This is a genomic window from Pseudoalteromonas sp. SCSIO 43088, assembly GCF_023650795.1.
Lineage (GTDB): Bacteria > Pseudomonadota > Gammaproteobacteria > Enterobacterales > Alteromonadaceae > Pseudoalteromonas > Pseudoalteromonas shioyasakiensis.
The window spans coordinates 533939-553370 of sequence record NZ_CP072675.1 but is presented as its reverse complement, the minus strand read 5'-3'; the positions used below and the strand labels follow the sequence as shown (position 1 = coordinate 553370).

Annotated in this window: 17 protein-coding genes; 7 read left to right on the top strand and 10 right to left on the bottom strand. The window is 41.1% G+C overall.

Annotation, left to right across the window (positions count from 1 at the left end):
- Positions 1–12: 12 nt before the first annotated feature.
- The gene (locus J8Z28_RS02615) at positions 13–2040 is read right to left on the bottom strand and encodes an SUMF1/EgtB/PvdO family nonheme iron enzyme (protein ID WP_250659834.1); all 2028 of its coding nucleotides are present in this window, start codon (positions 2038–2040) and stop codon (positions 13–15) included.
- A gap of 223 nt (positions 2041–2263) precedes the next feature.
- Between J8Z28_RS02615 and J8Z28_RS02610 the strand changes: the two genes are divergently transcribed.
- Positions 2264–3178 (top strand): 1-aminocyclopropane-1-carboxylate deaminase/D-cysteine desulfhydrase, encoded by a 915-nt coding sequence (locus tag J8Z28_RS02610; protein ID WP_250659833.1) that lies wholly within the window; start codon positions 2264–2266, stop codon positions 3176–3178.
- Here the strand turns inward: J8Z28_RS02610 and J8Z28_RS02605 are convergent.
- From J8Z28_RS02605 to J8Z28_RS02590, 4 genes are all read right to left on the bottom strand, one after another.
- Positions 3175–4899: an EAL domain-containing protein gene (locus tag J8Z28_RS02605; protein ID WP_250659832.1), complete on the bottom strand. Its 1725-nt coding sequence runs from the start codon at positions 4897–4899 to the stop codon at positions 3175–3177. The two genes, J8Z28_RS02610 and J8Z28_RS02605, sit on opposite strands and share 4 nt — an antisense overlap.
- 217 nt (positions 4900–5116) lie before the next feature.
- Positions 5117–7096 carry a methyl-accepting chemotaxis protein gene (locus tag J8Z28_RS02600; RefSeq protein ID WP_250659831.1) on the bottom strand — a complete coding sequence of 660 codons (1980 nt, stop codon included), beginning with the start codon at positions 7094–7096 and terminating at the stop codon, positions 5117–5119.
- A 337-nt stretch (positions 7097–7433) separates the two neighbouring features.
- The gene (gene ssb / locus J8Z28_RS02595; protein WP_054563349.1) at positions 7434–8123 is read right to left on the bottom strand and encodes a single-stranded DNA-binding protein; all 690 of its coding nucleotides are present in this window, start codon (positions 8121–8123) and stop codon (positions 7434–7436) included.
- A 20-nt stretch (positions 8124–8143) separates the two neighbouring features.
- Positions 8144–9511 (bottom strand): MFS transporter, encoded by a 1368-nt coding sequence (locus J8Z28_RS02590; RefSeq protein ID WP_054552792.1) that lies wholly within the window; start codon positions 9509–9511, stop codon positions 8144–8146.
- 162 nt (positions 9512–9673) lie between these two features.
- On the opposite strand from J8Z28_RS02590, the gene uvrA reads away from it, so the two are divergent.
- Entirely contained in the window at positions 9674–12493 is a 2820-nt protein-coding gene (uvrA, locus tag J8Z28_RS02585; protein WP_175083230.1) for an excinuclease ABC subunit UvrA, read from the top strand.
- Positions 12494–12505: 12 nt separating this feature from the next.
- A complete protein-coding gene (locus J8Z28_RS02580) occupies positions 12506–13561 on the top strand; it encodes a hypothetical protein (RefSeq protein ID WP_175083229.1) in 1056 nt (351 codons plus the stop codon).
- A gap of 14 nt (positions 13562–13575) precedes the next feature.
- Here the strand turns inward: J8Z28_RS02580 and J8Z28_RS02575 are convergent, their stop codons facing one another.
- Positions 13576–13821, bottom strand: coding sequence for a hypothetical protein (locus tag J8Z28_RS02575; protein WP_055197515.1), 246 nt, complete (start codon positions 13819–13821; stop codon positions 13576–13578).
- A 277-nt stretch (positions 13822–14098) separates the two neighbouring features.
- Here J8Z28_RS02575 and J8Z28_RS02570 point away from each other — a divergent pair, with 277 nt between their 5' ends.
- Together J8Z28_RS02570 and J8Z28_RS02565 are read left to right on the top strand one after the other, a co-directional pair.
- Complete coding sequence (locus J8Z28_RS02570; RefSeq protein ID WP_175083228.1) at positions 14099–14290, top strand: hypothetical protein; 192 nt, start codon at positions 14099–14101, stop codon at positions 14288–14290.
- 54 nt (positions 14291–14344) lie between these two features.
- Complete coding sequence (locus tag J8Z28_RS02565; RefSeq protein ID WP_250659830.1) at positions 14345–15235, top strand: TraB/GumN family protein; 891 nt, start codon at positions 14345–14347, stop codon at positions 15233–15235.
- 128 nt (positions 15236–15363) lie between these two features.
- On the opposite strand, the gene trpS is transcribed toward J8Z28_RS02565, so the two are convergent.
- The 3 genes from trpS to rpe are packed head-to-tail and all read right to left on the bottom strand — an operon-like array spanning position 15364 to position 17767.
- Positions 15364–16368 carry a tryptophan--tRNA ligase gene (gene trpS, locus J8Z28_RS02560; protein ID WP_054552798.1) on the bottom strand — a complete coding sequence of 335 codons (1005 nt, stop codon included), beginning with the start codon at positions 16366–16368 and terminating at the stop codon, positions 15364–15366.
- A 50-nt stretch (positions 16369–16418) separates the two neighbouring features.
- The gene (locus J8Z28_RS02555) at positions 16419–17084 is read right to left on the bottom strand and encodes a phosphoglycolate phosphatase (RefSeq protein ID WP_063527519.1); all 666 of its coding nucleotides are present in this window, start codon (positions 17082–17084) and stop codon (positions 16419–16421) included.
- Positions 17081–17767 (bottom strand): ribulose-phosphate 3-epimerase, encoded by a 687-nt coding sequence (gene rpe, locus J8Z28_RS02550; protein ID WP_054563342.1) that lies wholly within the window; start codon positions 17765–17767, stop codon positions 17081–17083. Before rpe ends, J8Z28_RS02555 begins: the two co-directional genes overlap by 4 nt.
- Before the next feature lie 333 nt (positions 17768–18100).
- Here rpe and J8Z28_RS02545 point away from each other — a divergent pair, with 333 nt between their 5' ends.
- Both J8Z28_RS02545 and J8Z28_RS02540 read left to right on the top strand, forming a co-directional pair.
- A complete protein-coding gene (locus J8Z28_RS02545) occupies positions 18101–18397 on the top strand; it encodes a hypothetical protein (RefSeq protein ID WP_054552801.1) in 297 nt (98 codons plus the stop codon).
- Positions 18398–18402: 5 nt separating this feature from the next.
- Positions 18403–18588 (top strand): DUF2970 domain-containing protein, encoded by a 186-nt coding sequence (locus tag J8Z28_RS02540; protein ID WP_054563341.1) that lies wholly within the window; start codon positions 18403–18405, stop codon positions 18586–18588.
- Here the strand turns inward: J8Z28_RS02540 and J8Z28_RS02535 are convergent.
- Positions 18560–19402: a Dam family site-specific DNA-(adenine-N6)-methyltransferase gene (locus J8Z28_RS02535; protein WP_054563340.1), complete on the bottom strand. Its 843-nt coding sequence runs from the start codon at positions 19400–19402 to the stop codon at positions 18560–18562. The genes J8Z28_RS02540 and J8Z28_RS02535 overlap by 29 nt on opposite strands.
- Between the last annotated feature and the right edge of the window lie 30 nt (positions 19403–19432).

Sequence of the window (19432 nt, the reverse complement as noted above, 5' to 3'; positions counted from 1 at the left end):
CTTTTTAAATTCTTATCGTTCGCGTACTAAACGGAAACCGATATAGTTTGCACGAAAATCTGGCGCTAAGATTAAGCGCGTTGATACGCGTGCTAGGCTAGGAGCAAAATTCCATGCACCGCCTCGAACAGCCACATCAGACTGCCCTGACTTTTTGTTTGTCCATTCCCACACATTACCTACTGTATCGTATAGGCCAAATGCGTTAGGAGAAAACGACCCTGTAGGTGCCGCGCTCTTGTTTGACCATTCGCTACCACACCAGCCACAGTTCGCTAAATTTTTACCAATTTCGTTACCCCAAGGGTATTCAGTTTCTTTACCTGCACGTGCAGCGTATTCCCACTCAACCTCGCTTGGTAAACGAAACAGCTGGCCTGTTTGACCCGACAACCAATCGGCATACGCTTTAGCATCGTTATAAGTTAAACACACCGCCGGAAAATCACTTTCTTGATCAAAGCCTGGGTTGCGCCAATTTAAGGCCGCTTCCCACACAGGCTCACCATTTAAGTAATACGCACAGCCGCGATCTTTTTCTGCTTCTGTTTTATAGCCGGTATTCGCAACGAATTGCTCATACTCGCCAACGCTTACTTCTTTGCTTTGCATTGCAAATGAGTTAGCAATGGTTTTTTCTACCACTGGGCGCTCATTCGCTAAACCATTGCCGTTAATGTCACCCATCTTAAATTTACCAGCGGGAATAACTACAATGCTGGCAGAACTGGTTTTATTAACAATACTTGCAACAGGTGCAGTTACAGGTTGTTCTGGTGCCGCAGTCACTTCAGCAACAACAGGCTCTGGCACTTTAACTAGGTTTGCATTAATGGTTTGTGCTTTACGCAGATCAATTCGCGCTTTATAACTTTTGTAGCCACGTTTGCGAATTTCAATATCATGAAAACCTTTTGGTAATGATGTCGTTAACCTTGTTGCACCATAGCTAACACCATCAATAAACACTTCGTCGTCATAAACATTTGAACGCAGTGTTAATTCAACCATTTTAGATTTTTTTTGATCAGGTAATGGTTCAACCTTTATTGGCTTTTTTACAGAATAATCGCTTACTGGTTGCTCACTCATACGTGAAACCGATACCACCTGCCCATTATCCTGAGAGTCACTGAATGTTAACTGACTATCTGAGTAAGTGGTGCCGTAGCTTGGCTGAAAATTACCAGCCAGTGGTGTGCCATAGTCAGCACAAAAACGATTATCTAAATTAAGTAAGCTACATAAACGGCTGCTGTTTACATCACCGCGCATCGTCACACTTAAGTTAACGTTGTAGTTACCTTGGCCACTGAACGCGCTGTTCACGACATGGCTACTTAAAATCTTAACTTGTGCACCAGCAAGGTTACGTTTTGGCTCAACTAAACGCTCTTCAGTTAAGTTAGCAAAAATCTGGTCTACAAAACGTTTAGTGGCTTTTTGTAAGCCCATTTGTTGACCACGTTGCTCACAAGCAGCAAGTGTTTCGGTGCGCTTACAGTTAATCGTATGATTAACCTCTAATGTGCCTTCACGAGTGAATTCGTTACGTAAACGCTCAACACGTGCCGTTGCTAACTGCTCTTTTAAACTTTCTAAGGTGTTTAACTGGGTGTGCTTTGATACACGAATTTGCTCAATGTCTTTTCTATGTGAAGCAATTGCCGCCAATTGCATCGAAATATCATCTTTGTTTTGTTTGTGATCAACCACAGCTTTTTGATAGCGCGACTGCGCATTGCTGATATCAAGGGTTGGGTCATCAATAAGTCGGCGGTACATCTCGTTCATTGCATCTAACGCTTGGTTTTTTTCTTTATCTAGCTCAGTTGAGCGGGCGCGCAATAATTCGAGTTGTTTTTGTAACTGACTTTCTTCTTTTAGGTGTTTTTCGAGGATTAGGGTCGAGTTATCGTATTCGGCTTGTTTTTTACTGATCTCTGATTGAATGCCAGTTACCGTAGCAGTATCTTGTGCAAATGCACTAGTTGCTAGCAAACTAACTGAAATTAACAGAGATAAAGGAGCAATTCGCATATATTCCATTCCCAAAAAGCGGCAATTATTTGGTCATTATTATTTTTTTATAATTAAACTCTTATGCTATGTACTTGCAAGGCAAAACACAAGCTTTGTTCAATTATTATCTGAGTTTACATCTATTACCTTAGTTGATGCCAGTAAATAACAAAATCATTTGAGTTTAATTGACTAATTTCTATCTGTAAGACGACTTTGCTACAATTAGACGTGTTTTTTTATGAAAATTAATGCCGTGAATAGCTCTTTTGAATCACCAGTACAAACAATCCATCACCCCTTATTAGCTGCACGTAAAATTCAGCTAAGCATCAAGCGAGATGATCTTATTCATCCGCAAATTAGTGGCAACAAATGGCGTAAGCTAAAGTTTAACCTTGATGTTATGCAACAACAGGGCAAGTCTGAACTACTCACTTTTGGTGGTGCGTTTTCAAATCATATTCATGCCACGGCAACTGCGGGTAAGTTATTTGGCTTTAAAACCCACGGTATTATTCGCGGCCCAGAATTAGACGAAGCAAATCCAACACTCAACTACGCAAAGCAATGCGGTATGCGCTTACACCCAGTAAATCGAATTACTTACCGGTTAAGGCACGACCAAACGTATTTAGCACAGTTACAAGCGCAGTTTCCGAATGCCTACATATTGCCTGAAGGTGGTACCAACTCAGCGGCTCTTTTAGGTTGTAAAGAATTAGCGCAAAGCCTACCAAGCTCTGATGTGATTGTTTGCCCAACCGGTAGTGGCGGCACACTGGCAGGTTTAATCGAAGGTGCACCACAACACACAAAGTTGTTAGGTGTCGCAGTACTGAAGCAAGCGCACTACTTAATTGATGAGATAAAGCAGCTAAGTAATAAAGCAAACCAGCAACAAAACTGGCAGCTGCTTTGCGACTTTCATGATGGTGGTTACGGAAAGTTTAGCGATGACTTGTGGCAATTTTGCCAAACCTTTAGTGAGCAACACGCAATCCCGCTTGAGCCAATCTACAGCGGCAAAATGCTCTATGCCGTTTGGCAATTAATAGAGCAAAGTTACTTTAGTGAAGGAACGCATATCATTGCAGTGCACACTGGTGGGCTACAAGGTTTAGACGGCCTTAAGTACCGAGGGCTAATTGACTAGCTGTAAGGTGTAATATCCGCCAGTTTTTGCAATGGCTCAGCAAAGTAAAAGCCTTGAGCCGCAATGATCCCTAGGTTTTTTAAGGTCGCAAGTTCGTTCTGTGTTTCTACTCCAACCGCATAAACAGGAAAGTTTAGCTCAGTACCCTTAGATATTATTTGCTTTACAATTTTTTGCTGTTGGGTGTTGGTATCAATATTGTGTATCAGTTCAAATGCTAACTTAATACTGCATACATTTTTGATATCTCTATAAGTTGCTATATGTTCTGCACTACGCACGTTATCAATAACAATACCAGCAGACAGTTTCTCTAAACATTCAAACTGTTCACTGAGCTTTTTATGCTGTTTTAGATAATCATCTTCGCTTAGTTCAAATTGCAATTTGTCTGCGCTATTAAAACCTTCCATTTGCTGTTTAAACCACAGCCAAAACTCGTCATTAAACCAGTTCATTGCGTGTAAGTTTATACTCACCGTTAATGAACCCGTTTCGTTTAGCAGCATTTTCTTCACTTGAGAAATCACAGTTTGGTCCAATAACAAGACATCTTTTTTACTACTCATATGAGGAATAAAATGCCGAGCCGCAAGCAAGCCTAAACTTTTGTGTCGAATACGGATCAACGCCTCATGCTGTAAAATATCGCCTGTTTGTAAGTCGAACAGAGGCTGAAAAAACAACATAAAATGTTTTTTCTTAATGTACTCAAATAGGTGTTCTTTACTATCAGCGAGCATGCTTGACTGCGTATGACCAAAGGGTAAGCGATTAATGTGCTGCCAAGCACTTTGTTTCGCCAGCGCTAATGCTGATTTAGTAAGCTGATAAACCACGGCCTGATCAGCCCCTGTGCGGTAATTACACACACCAATTTTTATATCAGCACGAGACAAGTCACTACGATAGTTTAAACAAGCTTGATATATAACCTGATGTAATCGCTTAGTGTACTTATCAACTTCGGTGGCAGGCACACTGTTTAATGTCACGGCAATACCACCCGATGGCAATAATTTAACAGAGCGATTTACAAGTTCACCAAACCCTTTTGCTATGACTAACTTAAAGTAATTATCAACGTCGAGGTTAGCAGGGAAAGGATTTTTCCAAAAAAACAGCGCAAATAAATGGTTATAGTTTGTTGGCACACCATACAAAATATTTAAATCCTGATGACCTAAAGGTTTAGGTGATGCAACTTTCTTGGCTGTAACCTGAGTGTTTAATTGTTCAAATGGTTTGCTCAGCGGTTTTTCTGTTATTGCTAATTGCTTGAACATTTTTTTCCACCAGCGGTAGCCCCAATACCCAGTGCCAAGCAATATTAAATTTAGGAAAATAAATAAGTGACTTTCGACCAACCAAGAAGGCCAATGAAATAAACGTAAGTTAACCGTTTTATAGCTAAACACCTCTTGCTCTAAGTCGATAAAGTTTGCAAAGTTATGTGGTACATCACTGGCACTCATTGCAAAACCTTGGCTTTTAACTAAGGTAGCAATAATATCTTGCGAGGCAATCGGGTCGAGGTTTAATTCATACACTTGCTTGGCAAGCTCAGTACCGGTGCGATGAACTTTGTCGTGCAACACATCACTTAAGAAAATATTAAAAACAACTAATAGCAAAAAAGCGGCCGCCACATAGATGGCCACCGGTTGCTTTATTTGTGAAGCTAAGTCTCGTTTCATTTCACAGGTTAGTTGCTTAAACATATACAAAGTGTTGTTCAAGAACCCTATAAATACAAGGCTGCAGGGCGATTTAAAGCAATATCAGAAATATCCTAGAACCAGCGCTGTCAAAAGTTTTGTAATTTTAAACACCTAGCAAAAACAGTTAATGAGAATTATTTTGTAACCGACAAACTGCTACTTAAAGAGTAGTAAGAAAGTTTGCAGTGCTAAAGCTTCCCCCAAATCAACGCTGTTGCTAATCAACTTTAAACACATTTAGGGCATCGGATGTTCTTTGCTGTGCATTTTCTAAATCTGTAATTAACTTCTCAAGTAACGCTAACTCGTTTTGAACATCATGCATGTTTGAAGTGATATTTTGGCTTGCTTTGCTCGCTTCTTCAGCAAGCTGACTTTGCGATTCAATTGCATCGGATACCGTATTTGTTTGGCTACTCACATCAGCAATATTCGCTGTTAAGGTATCTATATTAGATAACGCTTGTTCACTGTTATCACTAACCATTTGCGTTGAGTCAGAGGTATTTTCCATATATACCTGCAACTGCTGAACTTGCTGTTTTATATCATCTAGTACTGAAGATATTTCAGATGTAGAGTCTTGGCTACGTGTAGCTAAACCACGAACCTCATCGGCTACAACAGCAAAGCCACGGCCTTGCTCCCCTGCCCGAGCAGCTTCTATTGCCGCATTCAATGCTAGTAAATTCGTTTGCTCTGCAATGCTCGAAATCGTATCGAGTACAGATTGAATACTATTTGTTTTAGCACTTAGGGCATCTGATTGCTCATGAGCTTGCTGTATTAACTCTGACAACGAGCTAATACTTGCTTTATTTCTACCAATAATTTGTTTAGTACTTGCAGATAAATCATTCGCCTTTATCGTATTTTTAGAGCTCTCTTCTGCAGATACTGCTATTTGCTCTATCTGGCTATATAGCCTAGTGAAGTTGTCATGCAATGTTGCGGTCGTTGAATTAATATTTTCAACACGCTCAGATAGCTCTTTAGCAAATGTGATCAATGATTGAACACTGGATTCGCTGGTGTTATTTGCTTGCTGAACTTGCCTAATTAAATCGGTAAGCGCATCGACGAGCTCATCAACGCTTCTGGAGATTGCACCAATTTCATCACTCGAATTATCGTTAATTCTCACCGCTAAATCATGGCTGGTAGCAATAGTGCTAATCACATCTCTAACCCTAGTTACTTTTCTCGCCAGCGACTTAATAACGAATAAGCCAAAAGCAAAGAACAAACCTATAAGAATAATGGCAAAGCCACTAGTGGCATAAACCTTAGTATTTGCACTACTACGACTTTGTTCAATCAGCGACTCTAAAGCTTGCTGCTTATTTAGAATATGCTTACGGACCTTACCTATTAACTCAGTGGACTGAGCAAACCAATCTGATGGTGTTGGGTAGCTTAAAGATAACTCACCACTTTCTTGATTAAGCTTTTCAACAATGTTTTTTACATCTTGATAAGTTTGCGAGCTGGTCAATTCTGCTAGCCACTTTTGATCAGCTTCATCTGTAAGTGTTAAAGAAAGCAAAAACAAGGTTTCTTCAATATTGTGAAAATAGCTACTGACTAAGACTTGATTACTCTCAGAAATAGACTTGGAAGATAAGACACCATTCACTTTACCTCTTACTTGCCCAAGCCTCTCCTTCAATAAAGACATTTCGACTATTGCAAGACCAGAGGCGATTGCCTCACTTTGTTTGACCTGTGAGACTCGTCTGTTGGCAACATCGAGCATAAACTTGTTTGAATCAGAATAGACCACAAACGCTTGTTTACCTTGCTTCTTGTCGACACTTTCTCTCAGCTCAGTGATTTTCTTATGTTTTGCTAATACCGCATTGAATAGTGTTGATGAAACCTTATGCTGCTGAGTGTAACGGGCAAATTTATCAAATGCTTTATCGACCACTAAACGCTGCTGTGCAACACGTTCTTTATTTTGACTATAGCCAGAGCCAATTAGGCCCGCCGTTAAGCCTCGTTCAACAGCCGTTTCGTGAGCTATCTCATCAATCATTAAAGCTTCACGTATATATACAGCATCTTTCTCAACTGTGCTTTTTCTAACAAGCGACTCATTGATAACAATATAAGACGCTGCAAACATCACAACCAAAGCAAAAGCGATAACCGCTGCAAGCGCCTGTTGAAAACTAATCTTCCTTAAAAGCTGCATAGTTAATAATAAAGTTGTGGAATTAAGGTTCTATAAACTTAGACTAGGTTTTGAATATAGCCAATTCAGCCTACCAACTTGCTTTTATACCAACCCGCTTAATTAAGTAGTCTATTTTGAGGCAATAAAACCTCGTTGATAACAAGGCAAAAATTTCGTTATTTAGTTATTCTAAATGAGAAATTTTTAACGCAGTTAGCGACAGGTTTAATCCCTCAAAATGATTAAGTATTATTGCGGGTTAGTATTAGGTAAAGCATTAACTCTCACACATAAAAAAGCCCCGCTTATGCGGGGCTTCTTAAAAACTAATTGCACAGTTTTGCAATGTCATCATCTAGAACGGAATATCGTCATCAAAGTCGATTGGTGGTTCCATTGGGTTTGATGCGCCGCCTTGTGGTGCATTTTGTGGTTTAGGAGCAAAACCGCCTTGTTGAGGTGCGCTGCTTTGCTGCTGACCATAACCGCCACCATATTGGTTATTACTTTGTTGTTGTGGTGCAGATTGCTGTTGTGGACGCTGTTGCTGCTGTGCTGGCGCAGACTGTTGCTGTGGAGCATAGCTATTATTGCTTTGTGATTGCTGTGCACCACCGCCGTAACCGCCACCTTGTTGTTGGCCACCTTGGTAACCGCCTTGTGATTGACCACCTTGATAGCCACCACCTTGCTGTTCACCACGACCGCCTAACATTTGCATTTGACCGCCCATGTCTACCACGATTTCTGTGGTGTACTTTTCTTGGCCTGATTGGTCAGTCCATTTACGCGTTTGTAAACGACCTTCAATGTACACTTGTGAACCTTTACGAAGGTACTCACCAGCAACTTCTGCTAGTTTGCCAAATAACACGACACGGTGCCATTCAGTACGCTCTTGCATTTGCCCTGTGTTTTTATCTTTCCAGCTATCTGTCGTAGCAATGCTGATATTCGCTACGCCATTGCCATTAGGCATATAACGTACTTCTGGATCTTGGCCTAAATTACCAACCAAGATAACTTTGTTCACACCGCGTGCCATGGAACTTCTCCTATAAAACGTTAGATTAAACCAGCCACTTTGCGTGCTTGGTCTAGGTCAAATTCTTTATCATTAATCTTTAAATAGCTGCGATTTTCATCACAGACAACCGTTGCTTCAATTACGCCCGGTAAAGCAACAAGACGAGAAGCAAGCGCTTGTGCCTGCTGCTCTGAACTTAATTCAGTCATTAAGCTAATTATTTTACTTCTTGGTGGGACTTGCATATTCCAAGCAAGGATAAGCCATATTACCCCAACAAGTGCCGCCGCCGCAAACACTGCTTGCGCACTTAATGCTTGAGCTACGTAACCCCCTAATAAACCACCTAAAAAGGCTCCAAAAAACTGCGTAGATGAAAAGACCCCCATCGCAGAACCTTTCTGGTTTGCAGGAGCAATACGCGAAACAAGTGCTGGCATGGTTGCTTCTAAAAAGTTAAAAGCAATAAAGTAAACCAACATACAAATACCGATGCCAATCACCGAATCAACCCATAACGACATCGCGAGCATGCTTAAAACAAGCAGTGCGATTGAGCCAATAAAGGCTTGTTTTTCTTTTTCTTTACGAATCGCCACAATCATCATTGGTGCCATCAAGAAAAACGCTAAAAACAGTACAGGTATATATAAATACCAATGGTGGTCTGCAACTAAGCCATCTTTTATAAGCTGGCCTGGTAAGGCTACAAATACGGTAGTTAATGTAAGATGAAGCAGCATCACACCAAAATCAAGGCGTGCTAATTGTGGATGTTTAATTAGTTGCTTAATATCATCAAGGGTAGCAAGTGTGTCACCTTTTGGCGCCTTATTGACAGCATTTGGCACCAAAAACAACACGATTAAAATACCTAAAATGGCCAGTCCTGCAGTAAGCCAAAATACCCCAGCAACTCCCCACGATGCAGCAACAATTGGCCCTAGTAGCATAGCAACGGCAAAGCTCATACCAATACACATACCAATAACGGCCATAACTTTCGGACGTTGTTCATCACGGCTTAAATCAGAAGCAAGCGCCAATAAGGCACTGGCAATCGCCCCCATGCCTTGTAGTGCACGCCCAAGCGTAACCATTTGCACAGACTCAGCGGTTGCCGCAATAACAGAGCCAAGTGCAAACACACAAAGGCCCCCAATAATCACTTTTTTACGACCAATTTTATCAGACAACCAACCCATAGGGATTTGCAGCACGGCTTGCGTTAAACCATAAGCACCAATAGCAAAGCCAATCCAAAGCGGCGAAAACCCTTCTAATTGCTGACCATAAATCGCCAATACTGGCATCAGCATAAATAGGCCAAGCATACGGAATGCAAAGACGCTCGCCAACGAAACGGCTGCGCGTTTTTCTCGAGAGTTGAGTGAAGATGCTGTCATGAATTACTGATCTTGCTGTCTATTAAAATTTGAGCGTGGATTCTACCACAAGCGAAAACTAAATAATCACCTGTAAGTGATGATTTTTTCTTTGATCAAGGATTAATCTTATCGCGTATTATGAGATACTGAAAAAATAATTAGGTAATAAAACGAGATAGCATGGAAAACATTGAAGTCCGAGGCGCCCGTACGCACAATTTAAAAGACATCAGCCTAACCATTCCCCGTGATAAGCTGATAGTTATCACTGGCCTATCTGGTTCAGGGAAATCGTCTTTAGCGTTTGATACTTTGTATGCAGAAGGGCAACGTCGTTATGTTGAGTCACTGTCAGCGTATGCAAGACAGTTCTTATCGCTAATGGAAAAACCCGATGTTGATCACATCGAAGGTTTATCGCCGGCTATCTCTATTGAGCAGAAATCAACGTCGCATAACCCGCGTTCAACGGTCGGTACTATTACCGAGATTTACGATTACCTACGTTTATTATTTGCCCGTGTAGGTGAGCCACGCTGCCCTACTCACGACTTGCCACTTGCCGCACAAACTATCAGCCAAATGGTCGATACAGTTTTAGAGCTTCCTGAAGGAAGTAAGCTAATGCTATTAGCGCCAGTAGTAAAAGATCGTAAAGGTGAGCACGTTAAGCTGCTTGAGCAACTCGCAAGCCAAGGCTTCATTCGCGCCCGTATCGATGGCGAAGTCTGTGACTTATCAGATCCACCGACTCTTGAGCTTCATAAAAAGCATACTATCGAGGTCGTTGTTGACCGCTTTAAAGTTAAAGATGGCCAACAACAGCGTTTAGCTGAATCATTCGAAACGGCCCTTGAGCTATCAGGTGGTATTGCCCATGTAGCGGCAATGGACGACTCACTCAGCGAAGACATGCTGTTTTCTGCTAATTTTGCCTGCCCTACTTGTGGCTATGCCATGAGTGAACTTGAGCCGCGCTTATTCTCGTTCAATAACCCGGCGGGTGCATGTCAAAGCTGTGATGGTTTAGGTGTGCGTCAGTATTTTGATCCAAACCGTGTTGTGCAAAATCCTGAGCTAAGCTTATCGGGTGGTGCAATTAAAGGCTGGGACAAACGCAGCTTTTATTACTTCCAAATGCTGCAAGCTGTCGCAGAGCATTATAAGTTTGACCTAGAAGTGCCTTTCCAAGAACTTGGTAAAGATGCTCAAAAGGTGATTCTAGAAGGTTCTGGCAAAACTAAAATTGCCTTTAACTATCGTAACGACCGTGGCGACTTAATTACGCGTAACCATGAGTTTGAAGGCGTTTTAAATAATATGAACCGCCGCTACCGTGAAACCGAGTCAAACTCAGTTCGCGAAGAGCTTGCTAAATACCAAACAAGCCAAGCGTGTCCGAGCTGTCATGGCTCTCGATTACGCGAAGAAGCTCGTCACGTATTTATTGGCCAAACAAACCTGCCAGCTATCACCACAATGAGTATTGGTGAAAGCATGGCATTTTTTGATGGTTTGAATCTAACTGGTCAGCGCGCACAAATCGCCGAAAAAATTCTCAAAGAAATTCGCGATCGTTTATCTTTCTTAATTAATGTAGGCCTTAATTATTTATCACTTGAGCGAAGTGCCGACACCCTGTCTGGTGGTGAAGCGCAGCGTATTCGTTTAGCAAGTCAGATTGGTGCAGGTCTTGTTGGTGTTATGTACGTACTGGATGAGCCTTCAATTGGTTTGCACCAACGCGATAACGACCGCCTACTAAAAACCCTTATTCACTTACGCGATTTAGGTAACACCGTCATTGTGGTTGAGCATGACGAAGATGCTATTCGCGCTGCGGATCATATTATCGATATCGGCCCGGGTGCCGGTGTTCATGGCGGCCATGTTATTGCACAAGGTACCCATGACGATATTCTAGCTAGCAAAGATTCAATCACGGGTCAGTACCTCTCTGGCGAAAAGAAAATTGAAGTACCTGAGGCTCGCCATCAAACTACCGACAAATGGCTTGAGTTATTTGGTGCCACAGGTAACAACTTAAAGAACGTTGATTTACGTATTCCATTTGGCTTAATGACCTGTATCACAGGTGTATCAGGCTCAGGTAAATCGACGCTTATCAACGACACTTTATTTAAGCTGGCTCATACCGAGTTAAATGGCGCAACTACCGCAGAAGCGGCACCTTATAAGTCAATTAAAGGCCTAGATCATTTTGATAAAGTGATTGATATTGACCAAAGCCCGATTGGCCGTACTCCGCGTTCAAACCCTGCAACTTACACTGGCATTTTTACCGGTATTCGAGAGCTATTTGCGGGTACTCAAGAAGCCCGTTCACGTGGCTATAAGGTCGGTCGTTTTAGCTTTAACGTTAAAGGTGGTCGCTGTGAGGCCTGCCAAGGTGATGGCGTGATCAAGGTAGAAATGCACTTTTTACCTGATGTGTATGTACCTTGTGATGTATGTAAAGGTCAACGCTACAACCGTGAAACCCTTGAAGTACAGTACAAAGGTAAAAACATTCACCAAGTACTCGAAATGACCGTAGAAGATGCCCGTGACTATTTTGATAAAATTCCGGCTATTGCACGTAAACTGCAAACCTTAATGGATGTAGGCTTGTCGTATATTCGCTTAGGTCAAGCTGCTACTACCCTCTCCGGTGGTGAAGCGCAGCGTGTGAAACTGGCTCGTGAACTTTCAAAACGGGATACCGGTAAAACCTTATATATCCTTGATGAACCAACTACGGGTTTACACTTTGCTGATATTCAGCAATTATTAGTAGTACTTCACCGCTTACGCGATCACGGTAATACCATTGTTGTTATTGAGCATAACCTTGATGTGATCAAAACCGCAGACTGGATTGTTGACTTAGGCCCAGAAGGTGGCTCTGGCGGTGGTGAAATTTTAATTTCTGGTACACCTGAAGACGTTGCCGAGTGTGAGCGTTCACACACAGGAAGGTACTTAAAACCACTACTATAAAAAGGATATTGCGTGCGTAGGTATTTAAAAATTGCAAAATGGCGCGCTAATAAACAGTTTCAACAACAGCAACGTAGCTGGCAGCCTCATAAAACGAGGCTGGTTGAACGATTACAAGCCATTTGGTTTAACTTAAGTACCGCACAAAAGCTCTATCTTTTAGCATTAAGCAGCCTGATTGTTCTGCAATCGGGCTGGTTAAGTGCCACCATCACCATTATTGCGCTTGTTATTGAATTTTGGCCCAAGTTTAACCAACTTTGGCACTCGCTTGCCGGCAAAGCACTAATTTTAATCTTCTATGCCAGTATCGCTAATTTTGTGTTGGCCGGTGCGAGCGGCATAGTTAATGATGTGACTCATGTGTCTTCCAGTCATTTTAACTACACCCATAACTTTGCCACCCTGTTATATTTACCCCCTTGGGCAATGGGAATAACCCTAGGTACTTTATTGTTATTTCAACTTTTTTTACCTTTCTATATCTTTGTTTTATTACTAATAAAGCCATTTGGCTCTGAGCGAATTAAATTTATAAGCCAAAGCTACTCACCTCTATTAACTGCCATCGTGCGCTTTGTTTTAGCATCAGTGGTATTTATTAACCTGATTTCGTTTATCGACGATCAGCCACCTGAAGAAGTGCTCGACAACATGGTTAGCACCTTTTTGGATAGCAAAGTCATTGCCAAAGAATCTGGTGAAGAGCAGCAAATAGCAGTCGAAGAACTCGGTGAAAAGCTTGAGCAACAACTTCCTGAAAGTGAAGAAAGCTCAGCCCCTAACCAAGACGTCAATATAGAAGGTGACAGCGAAACCGCCGAAAACCTTCGTCAGTTTTTAGATACCAAAGGTTACTTTGAGCGTAGCAAACGTTTAATTGCGATGTTTGCTTACAGCTTTGAAGCCGATAGCTATTCACGCTGTTTAAAAGCAGAAAACAGTAAAGCCGTTGAGCTGAATGATTACGAAATAGTGCAAGTAACCCCTGATCACCATGCTGAGTATGGCTATCGATTTGAAGTCATTGCTTGTGACTCGCCAGGCGTTACACCTGTAGAAAAATAGCGCAGCAATCAATATTACTCGCTTGGCTTACTGCGTTTTTCTCTTATGAAATGAAATATCGAAAGCCCAATAAAACCAAAGCAAACTAAGGCGATTACTAAATTAGGTATAAAAATAAGTAACATAGTAGCATCATAGCCGATCTTTGCGAATGCAGCACAAAGGCTACCAATGATAAGTTCAGTTAAAATTAGTTCCCATTCTAATGAGCTATTCGCAGGTACAGTTTTAGCCGCATAATGTTTTACTTTAAAACCCATATCAAAACCTCCAAGTTCCTATTTGCTACATTCAAATTATCATCAATAGGCAAAAACACAAAAATAAAATGATTTAAAACCTTATTTCCTCTCATAAGAATCACACTTAAGCTATTGAAAATAGTTAAGTTAGCATTTTAAAACCTTATATATAAATCGCTTAGAACTAGATAAGCGACTCAAGCAACTTTCCTCGCTATTGTAGTTTCCATCAACGGGCCACCAACCAACTTTGCTTCGCTGATAAAACTAATCAACCAATTAAGAGAATAAAGTTATGAGCAACTCAGTTTTAAAAATAGTGTCGATACTCGCAGTAAGCACGCTTGTTGTTACACTGCCAAACCCCTTATTTAATAGCCAAGATACTCAAAAATTAGAACAACATCTTGAGATATCTATCGAGGTTTCTATCGAGCAAATGAACAAAAAAGTTGACCATCAAATTGAGTTAAAACTCAACAAGTAATGCCCTGCTTGCCCAGGACATTGGGCAAGCTTTTTCAATTAACAGGCTAAAAGAATGAAACAACTAACTCAATTACTGCTCTCAACAATTGCTGCATCATGCTTGTTAACAACGAGTATTTGTAATGCAAAAAGTGCCGTTTGGCAGGTAAGTAAAGGTGATGAATTTATATACATTGCGGGGTCAATTCATGTTTTACCGCCCAAGGAACTACCGCTACCGGCTGAATTTAATCAAGCATATAAACAAGCCGATACCCTAGTAATTGAAGCCGATATGCCAGCGCCAAGTAATAGCTCAGCACAACTTACTATGCTTAAAGCACTGAGCTACCAAACTGGTGAAACTTTAAGTAGTAAGCTCTCTGCAACAGTAAAAAAACAATTAGAAGCACAGCTTACTCAATACGATATGCAACTTAGCGAACTCGACAGCTTTCGCCCTTTTATGGTGAGCTTGCTGATGATGTCGCTAGAACTACAAAAACAACAGCTTTTCGGTGAAGGTGTTGATAGCTATTTCGCAAAGCGAGCCCAACAAGACAGCAAAGAATTAGCTTACCTCGAAACCTTGGCATTCCAATTACACCTTTTTAAGCAATTAGGCAGCCAAGACGAAGATGCCTTTATTCAGTCACAGTTAGCTCAAGTATCAAGTTACCAAGCGCTTTACAGTGCAATGCTTGATGCATGGCGCAATGGCGATATGCACGCAATGAATGAGCTAACTATCATGCCATTAAAACAACATGATCCCCTCACCTACCAAATACTCATTAAGCAACGTAATTTGAATTGGCTTAACCATATTGAGCATTACTTTACTGATCAGCAAAAAGAGTTGGTACTTGTTGGCGCTGCTCATTTGGCCGGTGAAGATAGCCTATTAGCCTTGTTAGAAAGTAAAGGCTACGTGATTGCACAGTTTAGCGCTGATGAGGAGTAAGAAAATGGAAAAAACAGACAAAACCGCTGCCGCACTCATCTGCTTTTTTACTGTTTTAATTGTGCTGAGTTTTTAATAAAAAAATACCGCTTTATAGCGGTATTTTTATTTCAATAATTTGTGCAAGCTTACGGGCGAGGAATAAAACCTACCGCATCGTAGACTGCTTTTAATGTTTTTTCAGCGCGAATACTCGCCTTTTCAGCACCTGACTTCATAATGCTATCAAGTAGTGACTGATCTTCGCGAATTTCTTTAAAGCGCGCTTGGATTGGCTCAATCATATTAACAACCGCTGCTGCAGTGTCTTTTTTCAGGTGACCATACATTTTGTCTTCATATTCAGGTACTAAGTCTTCAATTGAGCGCTTAGTTGCAACTGATAATAAAGTAAGTAGGTTTGATACACCTGGTTTTTCTTCACGATCAAAGTAGATACGAGCTTGTTCGTCTGAATCGGTTACTGCTTTTTTCAGTTTCTTTTCAATCTTCTTCGGCTCATCTAATAACATGATGTAACCGTTTGGATTTTCATCTGATTTAGACATTTTCTTGAGCGGATCTTGTAAGCTCATTACACGTGCGCCGAACTCAGGAATGTATGGTTCAGGTAGTTTGAACACGTCACCGTATAGGTTGTTAAAACGTGTTGCGATATCCCGCGTTAACTCTAGGTGTTGCTTTTGATCTTCACCCACAGGCACTTGATCTGCTTGGTATAACAAGATGTCAGCAGCTTGCAGTACAGGGTAAGAAAATAAACCCACATTGACGTTATTCGCATGCTTAGAAGACTTGTCTTTAAACTGCGTCATACGATTAAGCTCACCCATTTGAGCATAACAGTTTAATACCCAGCTAAGCTGTGCATGTTCTGGCACTTGAGATTGTACAAATAACGCAGCTTTTTCTGGGTCGATACCACATGCAGCATAAAGCGCAATACCGTCCAGCACGCGCGAGCGTAGCTGCTCAGGATCTTGGCGTACAGTAATGGCGTGTAAATCTACTAACATAAAGAAACTTTCGTGGTCTTCCTGTAGCTTAAGCCACTGGTTAATAGCGCCAACATAGTTGCCTATTGTCATACCACCGGTTGGCTGAATGCCACTTAACACTACTGGTTTACTCATGATGTTCCTTTATATTTTTACTAAACTAAAAAGACGAAATTAAAATGCACTTACCTTTGGGTAAGAACGGGTATTATATCTAAGAAATTCTCGCAGAGGTACTCTGGATTGAAATCAGCGAGGTTTTCACCTTGGTTATAGCCATAACCGAGTGCGACAACGTCAACCTTAGCAGCTTTTGCTGCCAAAATATCACTTTTTGAGTCGCCTATCATAACCGCTTTGGCTGGGCTGACATCTAATTGCTGACAAGCAAATAGTAAAGGCTCAGGTGATGGTTTCTTTGCCATATCATCACCACATACAATCAACTGAAAATGACTAGTCAGTGAAAGCTTATCAAGTAACTTTTCGGTAAAACGACGCGCCTTATTGGTGATCACCACTTTAGGAATACCAGCAAGTGCAGCAAGCCCAGTTTCTACATGTTGATAAAGCGCACTGTAGTCACCTACAACTTGGTCATAGTGCTGATAAAACAAATTAATTGCACGCTCAGCAAGGGCTTCATCTAAATGCTCACTGATTTGCATATCGCCACTCAAACCACGCTTTACAAGTGTTTCTATGCCATTACCTACCCAACTCTCAACTAGCTTTTGTGTAACAACCGGAAATGCGAGGTCAGTTAGAGTCAGGTTCATCGCAATGTATAAATCATAAACACTGTCGACTAAGGTGCCATCTAAATCGAAAAATGCCGCATCGTATTTCATGACTCAACCTTTGCAAGCTCGCTGCGCATCGCATCGATAACAGCTTTGTAATCTGGTTGATTGAAAATCGCTGAGCCTGAAACAAACATATCAGCGCCCGCTTCTGCAATTTCAGCAATGTTATCAACACCAACGCCACCATCAACTTCTAAACGAATATTGCGACCTGAGTCATCAATAATTTTACGCGCTTGACGAAGCTTTTCGAGGGTATGAGGAATAAAGCTTTGGCCGCCAAAGCCAGGGTTAACCGACATTAATAGCACTACATCAACTTTATCGAGCACGTGCTCAAGGTAGCTAAGGCTGGTTGCAGGATTAAATACAAGCCCTGCTTGGCAACCACTGTCTTTTATAAGTTGCAAGGTACGGTCAATATGCTCGCTAGCTTCTGGATGAAAGCTAATAATAGAAGCGCCTGCTTCAGCAAAGTCGGGAATAAGGCGATCGACAGGCTTAACCATAAGATGCACATCTATCGGGGCTGTAATACCGTAATCGCGCAGTGCTTTACAAATCATTGGGCCAAAGGTTAGGTTTGGCACATAATGGTTATCCATCACATCAAAATGTACAACATCTGCCCCACTTGCGAGTACACGATCAACATCTTCACCTAACCGGGCAAAGTCAGCTGATAAAATAGAAGGGGCTATTAAATACTTTTGTAATGTTTCCAACATGAGAGATTCCATCATAATTTGCGACTGCAAGAAGAGCGCATAATGTAACCCAATCGACAGCTGATTAAAACACCACAGCTAACTGTTAAAACGCTATTACTCAAGGCTAATCCTTTTAGCTTATTGAATTAATGTAAATTTAATCAAAAATTGAACAATCGTTCTATTCAGCTGCTTGCATAAATGCATTTAAATGAAACAAAATATAAACATAAAATTTACTTTAAAAGACTAATTTTATTAAATTTTTATTTAATTCAGCCGTAATTAAGTTTGTTATTTGAGCAATTGTTATGTATGCTTGTCTAAATAACACAAACAAGGGTTATTCTCATGCGTGCTTTTAAAATAGGGATCTTAATCGCGTCCGCACTTACGGTTGCTGCGTTTGTATCTTTTTCATCTGCTGATGAAGACGACTTTTTAGCAGCGGCGTCTGGCTGCTCATGCAATACGCTTAACGCATCATCATCTTCTGCTCAATGTATGAAAGCAGAACAAGAAACAGGATGGTTTTCTTGGTTAACGGGTGATAGCCGCAGCGCTCAGTTCCATTATCTTGATTTACTTGAGTTATTAACAAGTAGTGAAGAGTCAAAGAAAGTTAGCGGTTTAGGTTCTAAGTTCTAAATCGCATGAACAAATTCATTAGTGCATTACAAAGTGTCTTTGCGGCATTTTTTGGTGTGCAATCAGAAAATAAGCGTCAAGCTGACTTTAAAGAGCATTCGCTCAGTACTATTATCGTCATTGCCCTCGTTTTATTCAGCCTGTTTGTCGCAGCGATTTATTTCACCGTTTCTTTGGTGCTAAATACATAGCCATTAGCTCATTCACTTTATTGCGTGAACCGCCCTTCGGGCTAATCGTGCGTTTTACCTGAATTTCATCCAGTGATGCTTGGCTGTAGATCTTACGAGTCCACACCGTATCGTGGTTAGAAATAAGTACCGGCGTGTTATTTTCGAATGCAGCCTGCTCAGCTAAATTCGCCAAGTTAGCTTGATCATCTAAATTGAAACCGCCTTTAGCGTAAGAAGTAAATGATGCTGTTTTACTCAAAGGCACATAAGGTGGATCGCAATACACTACCGCATTATTAGGAATAAGCTTAAAGACCTCGTCATAACCTAAACACGTAAAGGTTGCTTGCTGAGCTTTTTCAGCAAAGAAGTGCATTTCTTTTTCAGGAAAATACGGGCGCTTATATTTACCAAAAGGAACGTTAAAAATACCTTTAAGATTGTAGCGGCACAGACCGTTATAACCATGACGATTCATGTATAAGAATAAAATTGCGCGCTCATACACATCGCTGCTCTGATTAAACTGAACACGGTACTCATAATAAGCTTCAGGATGGTTATTGAGCTCTACAAATAGTTTTTTTGCATCGCTAATAAATTCGTCAGGCGTTCGCTTTAGCTCGGTGTACAGGTTGATCAGATCCGCATTAATATCATTTAAAATATAATGCTTAAAATCAGTATTGAGAAATACAGAGCCAGCACCAACGAAAGGTTCAACTAAGGTGTCAGCATCCATACTCGCTTGCTTTAAGCGGGTACGAATATCTTCAACTAGGCTGTATTTTCCACCCGCCCATTTAAGGAAGGCTCTGGTCTTTTGCTGCATCTGCTCTTAACTTCAATTCGGTGTTGCGCG

Excerpts from the sequence above, each read along its gene's own strand:
- J8Z28_RS02570 (WP_175083228.1), top strand. The coding sequence starts at position 14,099 with ATGAGCAACTCAGTTTTAAAAATAGTGTCGATACTCGCAGTAAGCACG.
- J8Z28_RS02610 (WP_250659833.1), top strand. The coding sequence starts at position 2,264 with ATGAAAATTAATGCCGTGAATAGCTCTTTTGAATCACCAGTACAAACA.
- J8Z28_RS02615 (WP_250659834.1), bottom strand. The coding sequence starts at position 2,040 with ATGCGAATTGCTCCTTTATCTCTGTTAATTTCAGTTAGTTTGCTAGCA.
- J8Z28_RS02605 (WP_250659832.1), bottom strand. The coding sequence starts at position 4,899 with ATGTTTAAGCAACTAACCTGTGAAATGAAACGAGACTTAGCTTCACAA.
- ssb (WP_054563349.1), bottom strand. The coding sequence starts at position 8,123 with ATGGCACGCGGTGTGAACAAAGTTATCTTGGTTGGTAATTTAGGCCAA.
- J8Z28_RS02540 (WP_054563341.1), top strand. The coding sequence starts at position 18,403 with ATGAACAAATTCATTAGTGCATTACAAAGTGTCTTTGCGGCATTTTTT.
- J8Z28_RS02600 (WP_250659831.1), bottom strand. The coding sequence starts at position 7,096 with ATGCAGCTTTTAAGGAAGATTAGTTTTCAACAGGCGCTTGCAGCGGTT.
- J8Z28_RS02545 (WP_054552801.1), top strand. The coding sequence starts at position 18,101 with ATGCGTGCTTTTAAAATAGGGATCTTAATCGCGTCCGCACTTACGGTT.
- J8Z28_RS02590 (WP_054552792.1), bottom strand. The coding sequence starts at position 9,511 with ATGACAGCATCTTCACTCAACTCTCGAGAAAAACGCGCAGCCGTTTCG.
- trpS (WP_054552798.1), bottom strand. The coding sequence starts at position 16,368 with ATGAGTAAACCAGTAGTGTTAAGTGGCATTCAGCCAACCGGTGGTATG.
- J8Z28_RS02565 (WP_250659830.1), top strand. The coding sequence starts at position 14,345 with ATGAAACAACTAACTCAATTACTGCTCTCAACAATTGCTGCATCATGC.
- rpe (WP_054563342.1), bottom strand. The coding sequence starts at position 17,767 with ATGTTGGAAACATTACAAAAGTATTTAATAGCCCCTTCTATTTTATCA.
- J8Z28_RS02535 (WP_054563340.1), bottom strand. The coding sequence starts at position 19,402 with ATGCAGCAAAAGACCAGAGCCTTCCTTAAATGGGCGGGTGGAAAATAC.
- uvrA (WP_175083230.1), top strand. The coding sequence starts at position 9,674 with ATGGAAAACATTGAAGTCCGAGGCGCCCGTACGCACAATTTAAAAGAC.
- J8Z28_RS02555 (WP_063527519.1), bottom strand. The coding sequence starts at position 17,084 with ATGAAATACGATGCGGCATTTTTCGATTTAGATGGCACCTTAGTCGAC.
- J8Z28_RS02575 (WP_055197515.1), bottom strand. The coding sequence starts at position 13,821 with ATGGGTTTTAAAGTAAAACATTATGCGGCTAAAACTGTACCTGCGAAT.